The 15,964-nt window shown below is 70.6% G+C and carries 15 protein-coding genes and 1 tRNA gene; 5 read left to right on the top strand and 11 right to left on the bottom strand.

Going from position 1 to position 15,964, the window contains the following annotated elements; translation table 11 throughout:
• Window positions 1-18 precede the first annotated feature (18 nt).
• Genes TthTMY_RS06835 through TthTMY_RS06815 form a run of 5 tightly spaced genes read right to left on the bottom strand, consistent with a single transcriptional unit; the run spans window position 19 to window position 5,225 of the window.
• A complete protein-coding gene (locus TthTMY_RS06835) occupies window positions 19-654 on the bottom strand; it encodes a DsbA family protein (RefSeq protein WP_096410737.1) in 636 nt (211 codons plus the stop codon).
• 35 nt (window positions 655-689) lie between these two features.
• Window positions 690-1,634, bottom strand: coding sequence for a polyamine aminopropyltransferase (gene speE / locus TthTMY_RS06830; protein ID WP_096410736.1), 945 nt, complete (start codon window positions 1,632-1,634; stop codon window positions 690-692).
• A gap of 11 nt (window positions 1,635-1,645) precedes the next feature.
• Window positions 1,646-2,047 carry an S-adenosylmethionine decarboxylase gene (speD, locus tag TthTMY_RS06825; protein ID WP_096410735.1) on the bottom strand — a complete coding sequence of 134 codons (402 nt, stop codon included), beginning with the start codon at window positions 2,045-2,047 and terminating at the stop codon, window positions 1,646-1,648.
• A 42-nt stretch (window positions 2,048-2,089) separates the two neighbouring features.
• Window positions 2,090-4,693, bottom strand: a complete 2,604-nt coding sequence (locus TthTMY_RS06820; RefSeq protein WP_096410734.1) for an FtsK/SpoIIIE family DNA translocase — start codon at window positions 4,691-4,693, stop codon at window positions 2,090-2,092.
• 40 nt (window positions 4,694-4,733) lie between these two features.
• Complete coding sequence (locus tag TthTMY_RS06815) at window positions 4,734-5,225, bottom strand: OmpH family outer membrane protein (RefSeq protein ID WP_096410733.1); 492 nt, start codon at window positions 5,223-5,225, stop codon at window positions 4,734-4,736.
• 97 nt (window positions 5,226-5,322) lie between these two features.
• On the opposite strand from TthTMY_RS06815, the gene TthTMY_RS06810 reads away from it, so the two are divergent.
• Together TthTMY_RS06810 and TthTMY_RS06805 are read left to right on the top strand one after the other, a co-directional pair.
• Window positions 5,323-5,772, top strand: a complete 450-nt coding sequence (locus TthTMY_RS06810; protein ID WP_223903112.1) for a hypothetical protein — start codon at window positions 5,323-5,325, stop codon at window positions 5,770-5,772.
• An 88-nt stretch (window positions 5,773-5,860) separates the two neighbouring features.
• Window positions 5,861-6,493 (top strand): CBS and ACT domain-containing protein, encoded by a 633-nt coding sequence (locus TthTMY_RS06805; RefSeq protein ID WP_096410732.1) that lies wholly within the window; start codon window positions 5,861-5,863, stop codon window positions 6,491-6,493.
• Between the two features lie 6 nt (window positions 6,494-6,499).
• Here TthTMY_RS06805 and TthTMY_RS06800 read toward each other — a convergent pair whose 3' ends face one another.
• On the bottom strand, window positions 6,500-8,119 hold the full coding sequence (locus TthTMY_RS06800) for a hypothetical protein (protein ID WP_096410731.1): 1,620 nt from the start codon (window positions 8,117-8,119) through the stop codon (window positions 6,500-6,502).
• A 92-nt stretch (window positions 8,120-8,211) separates the two neighbouring features.
• Window positions 8,212-8,305: transfer RNA gene (locus tag TthTMY_RS06795), tRNA-Ser, on the bottom strand.
• Window positions 8,306-8,362: 57 nt separating this feature from the next.
• Here TthTMY_RS06795 and TthTMY_RS06790 point away from each other — a divergent pair.
• From TthTMY_RS06790 to TthTMY_RS06780, 3 genes are read left to right on the top strand one after another with little or no spacing between them, the layout of a single operon-like run.
• On the top strand, window positions 8,363-10,819 hold the full coding sequence (locus TthTMY_RS06790; protein WP_096410730.1) for a CBS domain-containing protein: 2,457 nt from the start codon (window positions 8,363-8,365) through the stop codon (window positions 10,817-10,819).
• Window positions 10,794-11,399, top strand: a complete 606-nt coding sequence (locus tag TthTMY_RS06785) for a hypothetical protein (protein ID WP_096410729.1) — start codon at window positions 10,794-10,796, stop codon at window positions 11,397-11,399. Before TthTMY_RS06790 ends, TthTMY_RS06785 begins: the two co-directional genes overlap by 26 nt.
• Entirely contained in the window at window positions 11,396-12,058 is a 663-nt protein-coding gene (locus TthTMY_RS06780; RefSeq protein ID WP_096410728.1) for a site-2 protease family protein, read from the top strand. Before TthTMY_RS06785 ends, TthTMY_RS06780 begins: the two co-directional genes overlap by 4 nt.
• A 125-nt stretch (window positions 12,059-12,183) precedes the next feature.
• Here the strand turns inward: TthTMY_RS06780 and nfo are convergent, their stop codons facing one another.
• Genes nfo through TthTMY_RS06760 form a run of 4 tightly spaced genes read right to left on the bottom strand, consistent with a single transcriptional unit; the run spans window position 12,184 to window position 15,926 of the window.
• Window positions 12,184-12,996, bottom strand: a complete 813-nt coding sequence (nfo, locus tag TthTMY_RS06775; RefSeq protein ID WP_096410727.1) for an endonuclease IV — start codon at window positions 12,994-12,996, stop codon at window positions 12,184-12,186.
• Window positions 12,997-13,021: 25 nt separating this feature from the next.
• Complete coding sequence (locus TthTMY_RS06770) at window positions 13,022-13,774, bottom strand: sulfite exporter TauE/SafE family protein (protein ID WP_223903111.1); 753 nt, start codon at window positions 13,772-13,774, stop codon at window positions 13,022-13,024.
• Between the two features lies 1 nt (window position 13,775).
• Window positions 13,776-14,432 carry a rhodanese-like domain-containing protein gene (locus tag TthTMY_RS06765; RefSeq protein ID WP_096410726.1) on the bottom strand — a complete coding sequence of 219 codons (657 nt, stop codon included), beginning with the start codon at window positions 14,430-14,432 and terminating at the stop codon, window positions 13,776-13,778.
• A 57-nt stretch (window positions 14,433-14,489) separates the two neighbouring features.
• Window positions 14,490-15,926, bottom strand: coding sequence for an MBL fold metallo-hydrolase (locus TthTMY_RS06760; protein ID WP_096410725.1), 1,437 nt, complete (start codon window positions 15,924-15,926; stop codon window positions 14,490-14,492).
• Window positions 15,927-15,964: the final 38 nt, after the last annotated feature.

Genomic DNA, 15,964 nt, shown 5'->3' with positions numbered 1-15,964 from the left:
CCCGGCCTCCCCAAGGCGCTACTCTGCCTTGGCCAGGGCCTCGTCCAGAAGCCGCTTCCACTCCTCGTAGGGGAGGAAGCCCGTGCGCTTTTCCCCGGCGATGAAGAAGGTGGGGGTGCCGGTGAGGCCGAGGTCGGTGGCGAGCTTCTGGTCGGCGAGGACCCCCTCCCGGTGCCGGCCCGAGGCGAGGCAGGCCGCGAAGGCCCCTTCCTCCAGGCCGATCTGGTCCGCCAGGTCCACGAGGTACCGGTCCAAGGCCTCCCCCGTGAGGTTTCCCCAGCCCGCCGCCGCCCGGAAGAGGACCTCGTGGTACTCGTAGTAGCGTCCCTGCTCGGCGGCGCAGGCCGCGGCCTCGCCTGCCCGGATCACGTTCGCCTGCCCGGGAAAGGGGAAGTCCCGGAAGAGGTAGCGCACCTTCCCCGTGTCCATGTACTCCGCTTTAAGCCGGGGGAGGACGTTTAGGGCGTGGTTTTGGCAGTGGGGGCAGAGGTAGTTGGAGAAGTCCACGACCACGACGGGGGCATCCTCCCGCCCCAGGGCGAAACGGGCCCCTTCCGCCGGGTCCAGCCCCGCCTTGCCTTTGGGCCCCCAGAGGATCCAGCCGAGGCCTAAGAGGGCCAGGGCCACCACTACGAGAACTATAGCGCGCGGCATGGGCTCACTCTACCACGGCCCAAGGTGAGAAGGCCTCAGCCCTTGTAAGGGGCCTGCCGGGCCTCCCCCTCGGGGGTGACGTAGAAGGGGTTTTGGTCGGTGGAGACCATGGTCTCCTTCTCCAGGGCCTCGAGGAGGTCCTTGGGCAGGACGAACATGGCCTCGAGGTAGGGGGCGGTGAGGTGGCGGAGGGCGAGGTTCCGCTCCCGGATCCGGGCCTCAATCACCCCTTCGGAGAAGGCCGCGGGGTCAAAGGCGTCGGAGGCCAGGAGGAAGCCGAAGTTCAGGAAGAAGCCCGGGATGTGGTTCTTGTAGCTCCGCACGTAGCGGAAGGCCTCCCGCACCGTGCGGTGGACCACGGGGTGGACCCGGTGGTGGGTGAGGAGGATCATCCCCGCTTGCATCCCCATCACGCCCCCCGGGTTCAGGTGGGCCTTCACCAGGCGGTAGAACTCCACGGTGTAGAGGAGCCTGGCGGGGTTGTCCTCCCCCACGGGGTCGGTGAGGTCAATGAGGATGACGTCGTACCGCTCCTCCGTGCGCTCCAGGTAGGCCCGGGCGTCGTCAATGACGAGGACGGTCCTCGGGTCGTCAAAGGCCCCTTGGTGCCACTCGGGCATGTGCCGCTTGGCCACCTCCACCAGCTCCCCGTCAATGTCCACCATCACCGCCTTCTCCACCGTGGGGTGCTTGAGGACCTCCCTCAGGGTGGCCCCCTCCCCGCCCCCCACGATGAGGACCCGCTTGGGCTCGGGGTGGGTGAGCATGGCGGGGTGGACCAGGGTCTCGTGGTAGATGTACTCGTCCCTTTCCGTGCTCTGCACGTCCTTGTCCAGGATGAGTACCTTGCCGAAGCCCTTGCTCTCAAAGAGGAAGTAGTCCTGGAAGGGAGTCTTGCCCGAGGCGATGACCCGTTCCATCCGCCGCACCAGGGTCTCGTAGGGGGTGACGTGCTCAAAGAAGTACATCCCGTAGTCCATAGGTCCTCCTTCTACTCGGCCCTCTCCGCGCCGAAGGCCCGGCGCTTGATGGCGTGCTCCGTGCCCCGCCAGTAGCGGAAGGCGGACTCCTCCTTGGCCCCAAAGGCCCGGGTGAGGCCTTTGAGCACCTCCTCCGGGTCCACCCCGTCCCGGTAGAAGTAGAGGTCCAGGGTGGCGGAGGCGTTGTCCTCGGGCCAGGTGTGGATCATCACCGCGGCCACGGGGCTCACCACCGCCGCGGAGAGCCCCTGGGGGTGGAACTTGTAGACCACCGACTGGGCCGAATCCCGGGGAGCCCCGAGGCGCATCACCGCGTCCAGAAGGGCCGCCTCCACCATCTTGGGGTTTTCCAACACGGAGAGGTCGCACCCGTAGATCTCCGCTACCCAGCGCCCGCCCGGCACCGTTTCCACAAGCGCCTATCATAGCCCCCCGGGGGAGGGGGGGCAAGCCCCTTAGCCGAAGAAGTCCTTGAGCTGGTCCTTGGTGACGAGGACCTCCCGGGGCTTGGAGCCCCGGGGCGGGCCCACGATGCCCATGGCCTCGAGGGCGTCCATGAGCTTCCCTGCGCGGGCGTGGCCGATGGAAAGCCGCCTCTGCAGGCGGCTCACCGAGCCGTACCCTTCCTCCACCACGATCTCCGCCGCCTTCTTCAAGAGGGGGTCGGAGAAGTCCACCTCCCCCGGCCCTCCCCCTTCCACCGCCTTCGGGGGCTCAAAGTCGGCGCCGTAGGCCTCGGCGAAGCGGTCCTCGTGGCTTTGGCCCCGGAGGAAGCCCGCCACCCGGGCCACCTCCTCCTCGGAGACGTAGGGCACCTGGAGGCGCACGGGCTTGGGCAGGCCCGGCTGGTGGAAGAGGGCGTCCCCCTGGCCGATGAGCCTTTCCGCTCCCTGGGCGTCCAGGATGGTGCGGGAGTCAAACCCGCTGGAGACGGCGAAGGCCAGGCGGGCGGGGATGTTCACCTTGATGAGGGAGGTGAGGATGTCCACGCTGGGCCGCTGGGTGGCGAGGATGAGGTGCATCCCCGTGGCCCGGGCCATCTGGGCGAGGCGGAGGATAGCCGCCTCCACCTCCTTGGGGGCGGTCATCATCAGGTCGGCGAGCTCGTCCACCACGATGACCAGGTAGGGCAGGGCCTCCTCGGGGCCCACCTTGGCGTTGTACTGCTCCAGGTTCCGGGCCCCCACTTGGCTCATCAGGCGGTAGCGCCGTTCCATGTGGGCCACCGCCCCCTGCAGGACCCCTGCGGCCTCCTCCGGGCTCGTGACCACGGGCCGCACCAGGTGGGGGATGCCCTCGTAGGGGGTGAGCTCCACCATCTTGGGGTCAATGAGGAGGAGGCGCAAGGTCGTGGGCAGGTGTTTGAAGAGGAGGCTGTGGAGGAGGACGTTGATGGCCACGCTCTTCCCGCTTCCCGTGGAGCCGGCGATGAGGAGGTGGGGCATCTTGGCGAGGTCCTTCACCCAGATCTCCCCCTCAATGCTCTTCCCCAGGACCAGGGGGAGGAGGGCTTTGGCGTTTTGGAAAGCGGGGGAAAGGACGGCCTCGGAGAGGCGGACGAGCTCCCGCTTGGGGTTGGGGACCTCGAGGCCCACGGTGTTCTTGCCGGGGATGGGGGCCTCTATCCGCACCGCCCCCACCGCCAGGGCCCGGGCCAGGTCGTTCTGCAGGCTCTGGATCCGGCTGATCTTCTCCCCCGGGGCGGGGAGGATCTCGTACCGGGTGACGCTGGGCCCCCGGGCGTGGCCCACCACCTCGGCCTGGACGCCGAAGTGCCGGAGGGTCTCGGCGATGGTGCGCTTGAGCCGCTCGGCCTCCTCCTCCAAAGCCCGGCTCCGCTCCTTGGGCTCGGGGGGGTCCAGGAGGTCGGGGGTGGGGAGGGCGAGCAGGCCCGGGGTGGGCGCGGGGGGCGGGGAGGGGGCAGGCGCAGGCGGGGGGGCGGGCCTTTCCGGCTCGGGGAAGACGAGGTCCAGGTCAAAGGCCTCGGGCTCGGGCTCCGGGGCCTGGGCGGGCGCGGGCGGGGGACTTTGGGTGAGGAGGGCCCGGAGGCCTTCCCTCTGCCTTTGGGGGTTGGCCTCGAGGAAGGCGAGCCAGCGGGAGAGCTCGTCAAAGCGGGCCTCCAGGTCCTCCAGAAGCCCCGCCACCTCCTCCCAGCGGGCGCGCCGCTCCTCCCTTAGCCTCCGGGCGCGAAGCAGGCCGGAAAGGGTGGGGGAGAGGGCGGGGAGGGCGGAGAGGGCCGCGATCCGGGCGGCGAGGGCCGAGGCCTCGAGGAGGAGGGCCGCCCGGCGCTCCTCCAGGGCGTCCCGCAAGGGGCCTTCCCCGGGCACGGGGGCCTTCAGGGCCTGGAGGAGGGCTTGGAGGCGGGGCTCCAGGGGCCTCTGGTCCTCCCGCATCCTTTTGGCGTACTCCTCCACCCGCTCCCGCACGAAGTCCCGGAGGGCCTCCTCCACCTTGGGAAGCTCCTCGGGGGCGAGGCTTTGCGCGAGGGCTTTCAGGGCGATGTGTTCCGGGTAGAGGCGGGCGAGGAGGCCGAGCCGCCGCCTGAGGGCCAAGAGGCGGAGGCCCAGCCGGGCCCGGCGCACGAGCCCCACCCCGAAGACGAGCCCCCGGCGGAGGAGGTCCCAAGGGGGCCTTCCCCGCCAGAGGTCCACCAGGGCGAGGGCGGCGAGGAGGGGCAAGGCGAGGCCGGGCCAGCCGAGCCAGGCCTCCAGTCCGGCCCGCATCCCGGCCCCCAGGCGCCCCCCAAGCGCCTCTCCCAGGAGGGGAAGGAGGGCGAAGGCCACCAGGTAGGCGAAGAGGAGGTGGCGGAAAAACCCCTTGAGGGGGCGGCCCCGGTAGATGAGGTAGGCCAGGGCGAGGAGGCCCAGGGGGGTGAGGTAGGCGGGAAGCCCCAAGGCCCCGTAGAAGGCCTCCCGCAAGAAATCCCCCACGGCCCCCGTCCCCGGGAGGAGGCCCGAGGCCAGGAAGAGGGCGAAGGCGCCGAGGAGGAGGGCCCGGGTCTCCCCGCTCCGGCTGGGCTTGTTGCGCTTGGCCGCGCCTCGCTTGGCCATCAGAGGCATTATAGGGGGGCAGGCCGCCCCCCTATTGGGCCTGGGGCCGCTAGCGCTTGAGCTCCTGGATCACCGCCTGGGTCAGGTCCGTGTCCTCGTCGGCGTAGACCACGAGCCCCGACTGGGCCGCCACCTGGCGGCTCATCACCACGGAGAAGCCCTGGGCCTTGGCCACCTTGGCGATGGCCTTGTCCACGTCCTCGAGGATGGGCTTGAGCACCTGGCTCTGCCGGTCCTGCCACTTCTTGAGGGTGGCCTGGTAAGTCTTGGCCAAGGCCTCGTAGTCCTGGCGCTCCTTGGCCGTGGCCTGGCCCGAGCGCACCTTTTCGTCCAAGGGCTTGAGCTTCTCCTCCAGGGGGGCGAGCTCCTTACGGGCCTGGGACTGGACCTCCTGGACCTTCTTGTAGTCGGGGTGGGCCTGGACCAGGGCGTCCGCGTCCACGAAGCCCACGCGGCTCGCCACCGTCTTGTTCTGGGCCAGCATCGGGGTGAGGAGGGCGCCGAAGGCGAGGAGGACGCCGATCAAGGGTAGCCTCTTCATGCCGCCAAGCTTAGCCTCTTTGGGTGAAGGGCTTGTGAGAGCAAGGTCTATGGCGGGCTAAGGCCAAACCCGGTAAGCTTGGCCTCGGAGGTTGGGTATGCGCAAGGCGTTTGGGCTTGTGGCGCTTTTGGGAACGCTCCTTCTGGGCTCTGTGGCCTTGGGGCAGCGGGCGGTGGGGTTCCGGCTCGTCCTTCCCCCTGGGGGGGCGGGGATCGGCCTCGCCCTCGAGGCCCCCCTGGAGCGGAGCCTGGCCTTCCGGGCCTTCGGCGACCTCTTCCCCTCGGGGCCCAGCTTCCTGTTGGGGGGAGAGGTCCTCTTCAAGCCCGACCTCGTCCAGCTGGACCGGGACCTGCGGGGCATCCGGCCCTACTTCGGCGGGGGCCTCGGGGCGAGGATCGCGGGCACAGGCGCTGTGGGGGTGCACCTCTCCCTGGGGGCGGAGGTCCTCTTTGATCCCCGCACGGGCTTCTTCCTGGACGGGGAGTACTACTACCCCTTCGGCGGGGGTGGGTCCAGCCGGGTCGTCCTCGGCGTGAACCTGCGCTGAAGGAAGAGGGCGCGCCTTCCCGCCCCCACGGGGGCGGGACATTTTGCTCTGGATGGCGGGCGTAGACTGGCCCCTAGGAGGTGGCAGGATGCTCGTCAGGGACTGGATGACCAAAGACCCCGTGGTGGTGGCCCCGGACACCCCCGTCCTGGAGGCCATCCGCCTCCTCAAGGAAAAGGGCTTCCGGCGCCTTCCCGTGATGGAGGGGGAGAGGCTCGTGGGGCTCGTGACCGACAAGGACCTCAAGGACGCCATGCCCTCCAAGGCCACCACCCTCTCGGTGTGGGAGATGAACTACCTCCTCTCCAAGCTCACGGTGCAGGAGGTAATGGCCAAGCCCGTGGTGACCGTGGAGGCCGACGAGCCCCTGGAGAAGGCGGCCCTCCTCATGGAGGAGCGGAAGATCGGCGGCCTTCCCGTGATGGAGGGGGAGAGGCTTTTGGGGATCATCACGGTGACGGACGTGCTCCGGGCCTTCATTGAGGTCCTGGGCCTCAGGCTTGGGGGCCTCCGCATCACCGTGGACGTCCCCGACGTCCCCGGGGCCCTGGCCCAGATGGCCCAGGCCGTCCCTCCCGCCAACATCGTCTCCATCGCCACCGCGGCCCACCTTCCCGGCTACCAGCGCCTGGTGATGCGGGTGGTGGGGGAGGACGTGGAGGGGGTTCCCAAGAGGCTCGAGGCCGCCGGGGAGCGGGTGGTGGACGTGCGCCCGGGGTAAGGTCGCTTAGCGCAGGGTGAGGCCGAAGCTTAGGGTGTAGCCCGTGGCCTCGTCGTGCTGGCCCTGGAGGACCCGGGCCGCCCGCACCTCGTAGGCGAAGCAGCCGTCGTAGTAGCGCAGGGTGAGGCCGTAGCGGCTTGGCCCCTCGGGGCCCAGGCCCAGCTCGGGGGCGAGCCACAGGGCCTGGCAGCAGGTCCTTTGCGGCAGGGGCGGGGTGTAGGCGAGGCGCCACTCCGCGTAGCTTCCCCGCACCCAGGCCAGGGCCAGGCGGCCGAGGCCCTCCGCCGCGTAGGCGGCTTCCACCCGGTCCACCCGGTCCCCCAAGGGGTTTTCCAGCCGGTAGAGGAGGCTTACCCCCGCGAAGCCCGCCTCCACCTGGAGGCGCTGGAACTCGGCCCGCTCCTCGTAGGCAAAGGCGGGGGTAGGGCTTAGGGCGGCGTACCGGCCGGCGTAGAGGAGGCGGAGCCGGAAGGGGCCTTCGCCGTAGCCCACCTCGGCGCTCCCCCCGAGGACGAGGTAGGGGTCGTGGCCGAGGCCGGGGTAGAGGGCGAGGAGGGCGGAGGGGACGAGGGCGAGGCGGAAGGGCCCCTCCCGGGCCTCGAGGCGGTAGCTCCCCTCCGCCCCCAGGGTGAGGCCCGTCCGCGCCCCGGTTTCGGCGTAGCGGAGGAAGGGGGTGAGGGCCAGGCCCTCCAGGCGCAGGGAGGGGGCGTAGCGGGCCTCGAGCCTCGGGGTGGTGGCGTCGGGGGGGTCGGGGGTGTAGGCCAGGTAAACGCCTTCCCCGAAGGCCCGAACCCCGGCGGCGTAGCCCAACTGGACCTCCGCCCCGAGGCTCCCCTCCTTGAGGCCCAGGAGGAGGGCGGCCTGGGGGGAGTTGAGGCCCGTCCCCATGAGGGTGAGGCGGCGGCTCCAGCGGCCGACCTCCTCCCCGGGCTGGGGGAGGGGGAGGTCTTTGAGGCCTAGGGTGAGTCCCCCCGTTTCCGTGGCGGAGAGGACGAAGGGGCTCGCCAGGCTTGGCCTCCGGTAGACGTTGAGGCGGGCCTCCTCCAGGGGCACCTCGAGGCCGAAGAGGCCCAGGGCGGCGTCCCCCACGAGCTCCCCCGTGTCCACCCGGAAGAGGGCCTCCTCCATGGCGAGCCGCAGGTCCTCGCCGCAGGGGCAGGGGGTGGCGAGGAAGCCCTGAAGGCGGGCCTCCTCCCCCGTGAAGGTGGCCCGCTCGGCCCGGACCCGGTAGGCCGGGGCCTCTAGGAAGACCCCTTCCCCCTTGGGGGGGCGTTCCAGGAGGAGGCGCTCCGCCTCCGCCCTGAGGCTCCCCTTGGCGAGGCGCACCCGGAGGAGGGCCTTGCCCTCCATCCCCTCCGCCTGAAGCCGCCACCCCTCCACCTCCCCGGAAAGCCCGGGGGCGAGGAAGGCCCCTTCCTCCTCCAGGTAGCGGATCCAGGGGGCCTCGAGGGCGAGGCCCGGACGCTCCAGGCAGGCCCGGCCCTCCACGAGGAGCACCCCCTCCTCGTAGCTCAGGTTCTCCCCGCCGAGAAGCCCTTCTTCCGTTTCCAGGACGTAGGGTCGGTCCGCGCAGGCGCCCCAGGCCGGGGCCGCGAGCAGGGGCAGGAACAGGAGCCAGCGCCGCACGGGAGAACCATACCATTTTTCCGCGCGCAAAGGGTCCCAGAGGCGGCGCGGCCCACCGGAAAAAGGAAGCCCCGGCCTTCGCCGGGGCCTTTTGGCGGAGAGGGCGGGATTCGAACCCGCGAGGGAGGTTTAAGCCCCCCTACACGATTTCCAGTCGTGTCCCTTCAGCCACTCGGGCACCTCTCCAAGTGCCAAAAAGGAGTGTACCAGCGCCGTCCGCCTCCGTCAAGGTAGACTGGGGCCGTGCGGGTCGTGGCGGCCCACGAAAACCTGGACTTTGACGCCCTGGGCTCCATGGTCCTGGCGGGGCGGCTTTACCCGGGGAGCGTTCTCGCCCTGGTGGGGGGCGTGGAAGGGGTTTTAAGGGAGGTCCTTCCCCTCCTTGAGGACCGGCTGGACCTGGTGCCCGCAAGCGAAATCCCCCTGGACCGGGTGCGGGAGGTGGTCCTCGTGGACAACGCCCGCCCCGAGCGCCTCGGGCCCCTCGCCGCCTTGGTGGGCCGGGTGCCCTTCCTCGTCTACGACCACCACCCGAGGACCCCGGGGGACGTGCCCGCCGTGGGGGGGAGGGTGGCCCCGGTGGGGGCCACGGTGAGCCTCCTCGTGCCCCTCCTTCGGGAGCGGGGCGTGGCCCTGGACCCCTTGGAGGCCACCCTGGCCTACGCCGGCCTCTGGGAGGACACGGGGGGGTTCAGCTTCCCCTCCACCACCCCGGAGGACCTCGAGGCCGCAGGCCACCTCCTCCGGCAGGGGGCCGAGGTCGCCCGCGTCCGGGACTGGGTCCGCCCCCGCTTCGGCGAGGAGGCCCGGGAGATCCTCTCCCGGCTTCTGAGGACCGCCCACCTCGTGGAGCGGAAGGGGTTCAGGCTCCTCGTGGCCCGGGCCCGGGAGAAGGGGTACGTGCCCGCCCTCGCCCCCCTTGCCCACACCCTGCTGGACTTCTACGAGGCGGACGGGGTTCTTCTGGCCTTAAGGCTCGGGGGGGACACCCTCCTCATCGCCCGGAGCAAAGCCCGGTTGGACGTGGGGCGGTGGCTTGGCGCCTTGGGCGGGGGTGGGCACGCCCGGGCGGCCTTCGCCCGGGTGCGGGGCAAGGGGCGGGCCCTGGCCCGGCTTCTGGAAACCCTGGAGGCCTTCCTGGACCCCGAGCCCACCCTGGGCCAGGCGATGACCGCCCCCGTGGAGACCCTCGGCCCCACCTCCGTGCGCGAGGCCCTCCGCCAGCTGGAGGAGCGGGGCTACGGGGCCATGCCCGTGGTGGAGCCCCTGGGCGAGGGAGTCCGGGTGCTGGGGCTTGCCCGCAGGCGGGACCTGCGCAAGGCGGTGCGCCTGGGGTTCGGCGACCACCCGGTGGAGGGGTTTCTGGCCCGGGCGGTGGTCCTTCCCCCCTCCACCCCCCTTTCCCAGGTGGAGCCCCGCCTGCGGGAGGCCGGGGGGCGGGTGCTCGTGGGGGAGCGGGCGGGGGAGGGGTGGCGGCTTCTCGGGATCTACACCCGGACCGACCTCTACCGGAGCGCCCCCAGGCCCGAGCCCACCCTGGCCGAGCGGGTTCTAAAGGCCCTTCCCAGCGGGGTTTTGCGGGTGGTGGAGGCCCTGAAGGAGGCTTTCCCCGAGGGGATCTACCTGGTGGGGGGAGCGGTGCGGGACGCCCTTTTGGGCCGGTTTGGCCCGGACCTGGACCTCGCCGTGGGCCCCGGGGTGGAGGTGGCCCGGGTGGCCCAGTTCCTGGTGGACCGCTTCGGCGGAAGCTACGGCCTCCACTACGCCTTCGGCACCGCGCGGGTCCGCCTCCCCTTCGGGCTCGTGGTGGACCTGGCGGAAAGCCGCGAGGAGGTCTACCCTTACCCCGGCGCCCTTCCCCAGGTGCGCCGCGCCCCCATCGCCCGGGACCTGGAGCGCCGGGACTACAGCGTGAACGCCATGGCCGTGGACCTGGGCGGCCTCGCCTTTTTGGACCCCTACGGGGGGCTTAGGGACCTAAAGGCCCGCCTCCTCCGCCCCCTCCACCCCCTCTCTTTCGTGGAGGACCCCACCCGCGTGGTGCGGGGGGCGAGGCTGGCCACCCGCCTGGGCTTCCGCTTCGCGGAGGAGGTGCCGCGGCTTCTCGCCCCCGCCCTCCTTCCCGAGGTGGTGGCGGGGACGAGCCGGAGCCGCCTCCGGGAAGAACTCCTCCTCACCCTGGAGGAGGAGGCTTTCTACCGGGCCTTGGCCCTTCTCGCCGAGCTCGGCGCCCTCAAGGCCCTCTACGGCCTGGACCTTCCTCCCGAGGCCCCCTTCCTTAGGCTCCGGGCCGAGGAGGGCCTCGCCGAGGCCCGGCTTCTCCTCCTCCTCTTCCACCAGAAAGACCCCCTGGAGCGGGCGGCCTGGCTCGCCCTTCCCGGGAGGCTAAGGGAGGGGCTTACCCTCCTCCTCGCCGCCTCCCGGGGGGAGGAGGTGCCCAAAGAGGCCTTGGGGCGGGAACCCCTCCGGGCCGCCTTCCTCGCCCTCTTTCCGGAAAAGGAGGCCTGGCTCAAGGCCGAGCGGCGCGTCCTCATGGGCCGGGACCTCCTCCAGCTCGGCCTGAAGCCGGGCCCCAAGGTGGGGGAGATTTTGCGCCGGGTGGCCGAGGCCCGCAGGCGGGGAGAGGTGCGGAGCTTTGAGGAGGAGCTGGCCTTAGCCCGTAAACTGTTGGGCGATGGGACTCTTGCCCTACCTGAATGATCCGCCGGTCTTCCTCCTGGCCTTCCTCCTCGGGGCCTTGGGGCTCATCCTCCACAACCTCTTCCAGGCCTGGCTCGCCGACCGCTACGGGGAGGTGGCCCCAAGGCGGTACGGCTTTTTGCACCTGGACCCCCGGGTCCACCTGGAGCCCTTGGGCCTCGTCCTCCTCGCCCTTCTGGGCTTCGGCTGGCCCCGGTTTGTCCCCAGCCGCCTCCCCGGGCGCAAGGGGGCGATGGTGGCCCTGATGGGGCCCTTGGGCTTCCTAGTGGCCGCCTTCGTCTACGGCCTTCTCGCCCGCTTCCTGCCCTACCCCTTCGGCGAGGGGTTCGTTTTGGGCCAGCGCCTGATGCTCCTCCACGCCGCCATCTACCTTTTCCCCGTGCCCCCCTTGGACGGGGCCAAGGCCCTCTACGCCGTGGGGGGCCTCGAGGCCCGCCGCTTCCTGGACCAGCTCGCCTCCTATGGCCCCGTGGGCTTCCTCGTCATCTTCCTCCTCCTCTCCTACACCGGCGTGACCGACGCGGTGGTCCGGGGGCTTTCCGGCCTCCTCGCCACCCTCTACCGGGCCCTCGGGCTATGATCGCCCTCCTGCAAGAAGACCCCCTTGCCTTCCTCCTCGCCTTCTCGGCCTTGGTGATGAGCCTCGTCCTCCACGAGGTGGGCCACGCCTACGCCGCCCACCTCTTCGGGGACGACACGGCCAAGCGCCAAGGGCGGCTCAGCCTGAACCCCTTGCGGCACCTGGACCCTTTGGGAACCCTCCTTCTCCTCCTCGTGGGCTTCGGCTGGGCGCGCCCCGTGCCCATCCGCCCCCCCGCCTTCCGGGCCTACCGCCTGGGCCTCTTCGCCGTCTCCGTGGCCGGGATCCTGGTGAACCTGGCCCTCGCCGTTCTCTTCGCTTTGGCGGTGCGGGGCCTCTTCGCCTTGGACCCGGAGGGGGTCTATGGGGCCTTCCGGGGGAGTGGGGGCTCTGCCCTGGGGCTTCTCGCCCTCGCCGCTTACGTGGCGAGCTCCATCAACCTCGTCCTCGCCGTCTTCAACCTCCTCCCCATACCCCCCTTGGACGGCTCCAAGATCCTCCAAAGCCTTCTCCCTTTGGCCTGGCACCCTTGGCTTTGGCGGCTGGAGCAGTACGCCTGGCTTTCCTTCCTCCTCATCCTCACGGTCCTCAGGGGGCCCATCCAGGAGGTCTTGGCCTTCGCCCGCCGGGTCTTCTTCACCACCCTCCTTTTGGGCTAAGTGTCCGCACGTCGGCTTCGCAACATGAGGGAGGCTTGGGAGGCCAATTTGGGACCCCCACCGCGGCGAAACCGCGGTGGGGTACTTAGGGGCCTCCCCTTCGGTCTAAGGACAGGGTGGGGCGCTTAGGCCTCCTCGAGCCAGGCCCTAAGGACGCGGAGGTTCCAGGCGTCCTCCTCCACTCCCCTGGGGGTTTCCAGGATGAAGACCCGGTCCTTGAGCCTCGGGTCCAAGAGGACGCGCTTGAGCCCCTCCCCGATCCTTCCCCGGAGGAGGTGGGCGTGGTGGTCCACGCGGCTTCCGAGGCCGCCCACGGAGTCGTTGAGGTGGACCACGGGCACCCGCTCTAGGCCCACGGCCCGGTCCAGGGCGTCCAGGACCCCTTGGGGGTCCTCGGCCACGTCGTACCCGGCGGCGTAGGCGTGGCAGGTGTCCAGGCAGACCTGGAGGGGGGTGTCCGCCACGAGCCAGGCGAGCTCCTCAAACCGCGCCCCCACCTTCTCCCCGCCACCGGCGGTGTTCTCCACGAGGAGGACGGGGCGGGAGCGGACGCCGGCGAGGCGCAGGGCCTTGAGGGCCCCTTCCTTGACCCGCTCGGGGTGGCCCGAGCCGGGGTGGACGACCACGTACTCCACCCCGAGGAGGGCGGCCTTCTCCAGGTCGTCCGCCAGGCTCGCCACGCTCTTCTCCCAAAGCTCCCCCTCCGCCCCCAGGTTGACCAGGTAGGAGGCGTGGATCACGGCGGGAAGGCCCCCGGAGGCCTCCCTTAGGGCGCGGAAGGCCTCCACCTCGGCCGGGGAGAGGGCCCTTGGGCGCCAGCTCCGCGGGCTTTTGGCGAAGATCTGGAAAGCGGTGAGGCCGAGGGCGGTGGCCTCCTCCACCGCCCCGGCCACGCCCTTTTTCCCGGCGACGGAAAGGTGGAACCCGTAGCGCGGCATCCCCCGAAGCCTACCACATGGGCGCCTAGCCCAGGTTCTGGGCCACGATGAAGACTCCCATGGCCACCAGGAAGAGGGCGAAGCCCCGCTTGAGGCCCTCCTGGGGCAGGCGCACCGCCACCCTCCCCCCGAGGAGGCTTCCGAGAAAGCCCACGAGGACGAAGAGCCCCGCCACCTGGTAGTTCACCGAGAGGCCTAAGGCGGGGAGGAGGTGGAGGTACTTGTAGAACCCAGCGAAGGACTTCAGGGCAATGATGAGGAGGCTCGTGCCCACGGCGAGGTGCATGGGAAGCCCCCCCAGGAGGACCAGGGCGGGGACGATCAAAAACCCGCCCCCCACCCCCACGAACCCGGTGAGGGCCCCCACGGCGAGGCCGTCCAGGACGATTTTCCAGGGCTTGCGCCCGCCTTCTTGGCGCTTCAAGGGGAGGGGCCTCGCCATGAAGTAGGCGGCGAGGAGCATCACCAGGGCGAAGGTGAGGAGCTGGACCTGGCCCGGGACGAAGCGGGAAAGCCACGCCCCGAGGTAGGTCCCCGCCATCCCCGGCAGGCCGAAGAAGAGGACGTTGCGGAAGTCCACGAGGCCCCTCAGGGCGTAGGGGACCGCCCCGAGGAGGGCGATCCCGCCCACGATGAGGAGGCTTTCGGCGATGGCCTGCTTGGGGGGCTCCCCCAGGAGGTAGACGAGGACGGGCACGGTGAGGATGGACCCCCCCGAGCCCAAAAGCCCGAGGGAGAGGCCGATGAGGAGGGCGCCGACGAGGGCGGGAAGCGTCATCTTACCGCTCTAGGGGGAGGCCTCGGGACGCCCAGGCGTAGGTGCCCCTCTCGAGGTTGTAGACCCTTTCCCCGTTAAACCCCTGGGCCACGAGGAACTCCGCCGCCACGCCCGAGCGGTTCCCCGAGTTGCACACGAGGAGGATGGGCCTGTCCTTGGGAAGCTCGGAAAGCCTCTGGGGCAGGGCGGAGAGGGGGATGTTCACGGCGCCCGGGATATGGCCCTCCCCGTACTCCCACGCCTCCCGCACGTCCACCACGAAGGCCTCTTCCAGGAGGGCCTTCGCCTCCTCCGGCCCCACCTCTTGGTAGGGCGTGGCCCTGTAGGCCGCTTCCATGGGCGTGGTGTCCACGGGGAGGCCCGCCCGGTACCAGCGGACGATGCCGCCCTCGAGGTTGTACACCCGGTAGCCCTGGGCGCTGAGCCAGGCCGCCGCCTGCCAGGAGCGGTTGCCCGTGCGGCAGTAGAGGACCACCGGGGTGCCCTTGGGGATCTCCCCGTAGCGGGCCATGAACTCGGAAAGGGGGAGGAGCCGCGCCCCGGGGATCCGGGCTTGGGCGTACTCCTCCACCTCGCGCACGTCAAAGAAGGGTACCCCTTGGTCGTAAAGCCGCTTGGCCTCTTCGGGGGAAAGTTCGTGCACCTGGGTCTCGTACATGGAAAACCTCCTTGGGGTTTGGGCGGCCCACCCCGGCCTAGGCCGGGGTGGGTTCGCTTAGGCCTGCACCAGTTCCTCGCCCTGCACCACGGGGAAGCCCGCCTCCCGCCAGGCCTTGATCCCCCCGGTGAGGTTCAGGGCGTTCCTGAAGCCGTGGGCCAGGAGGGCGCTGATGGCGGTGCTGGAGCGGTCCCCGCCCACGCAGTGGACGATGAGGGGCTTATCCTTGGGAAGCCGGTCCAGGTGGGCGAGGATGCGGCCCGCGTGGATGTTCAGGGCCCCGGGGATGTGCCCCGCGAGGTACTCGTCCCGACCGCGCACGTCCAGGACGAAGGCCTTCCCCTTCTCCCAGAGCTCCTTGGCCTCCTTGACGGAGATCTGGGGGACGGTTTCCAGCTCCCCTTGGGCGTAGCCCTCCAGGCCCGGGATGTACCCCACCACCTCGTCCAGGCCGATGCGGACGAGGGCCCGGGTGAGGGCCTCCACCTCCTCGGGGCGGGCGAGGAGGACGAGGGGGCGGTCGTAGGGGAGGAGCCAGCCCGCCCAGGTGGAGAAGTTCTTCCCCGCGGGGATGTTGATGCTCCCCGGGAGGTGCCCGCCGGCGAAGGCGAACTTGTCCCGGGTGTCCACGAGGATGGCCCCCTCCTTCAGCCAGCGCTCAAACTGGGCCGGGGTGAGGCGGCCCGGGTGGGGAAGGCCGCCCAGGATGGCCATCCCGTCCCGGTTCAGCCGCTTCATCTCCTTGAAGTAGGTGGGGGCCTCGGGCTGGCCTTGGAGGAGGGCCTTCACGAAGCCCTCCTCGTCGTCCCGCTCCAGGTAATCCGCCCACCAGGCGTGGCGGCGCTCGTACCCCACGGTGGTGGCGGGAAGGGCCCCAAGGGCCTTGCCGCAGGCGGAGCCCGCCCCGTGGCCGGGCCAGACCTGGACGTGGTCGGGAAGGGTGAGGAACTTTTCCTTGAGGCTACGGAACATCCGCCTCGCCCCAGGCTCCGCCGTGCCCTTGATCCCCGCCGCCTCTTCCAAAAGGTCCGGCCGGCCCACGTCCCCCACGAAGACGAAGTCCCCGGTGAGGAAGAGGAGGGGCTCCTCCGTCACCGCCCCGTCCGCCACCAGGAAGGAGAGGTGCTCGGGGGTGTGGCCCGGGGTGTGGACCGCCCGGACGCGGATGTTCCCCACCCTAAACTCGTCCCCGTCCTTGAGGAGGACGTGGGGGAAGCCTTCCAGGCCCTTGTACTTCCAGTTCTCGTCCCCCTCGTCGGAGAGGTACAGGGTGGCCCCCGTGACCCGGGCGAGCTCCCTCGCCCCCGAGAGGTAGTCGGCGTGGATGTGGGTCTCGGCGATGGCCGTGATGCGGAGGCCCAGGGACTGGGCGAGCTCCAGGTACACGTCCACGTCCCGCCTGGGGTCCACCACCAAGGCCTCCCCGGTGGCGGCGCAGCCCAGGAGGTAGCTCATCTGCGCGAGGCCTTCCTCGTAGATCTGGCGAAAGATCATGGCTTCACCTCCGGTGAGGGACCTTTGCCCCTCCTCGG

It is taken from the genome of Thermus thermophilus (assembly GCF_019974155.1).
Classification (GTDB): domain Bacteria; phylum Deinococcota; class Deinococci; order Deinococcales; family Thermaceae; genus Thermus; species Thermus thermophilus_C.
Note: the sequence above shows the minus strand (reverse complement) of the source record. Positions and strands in the feature narration are given on the sequence as shown.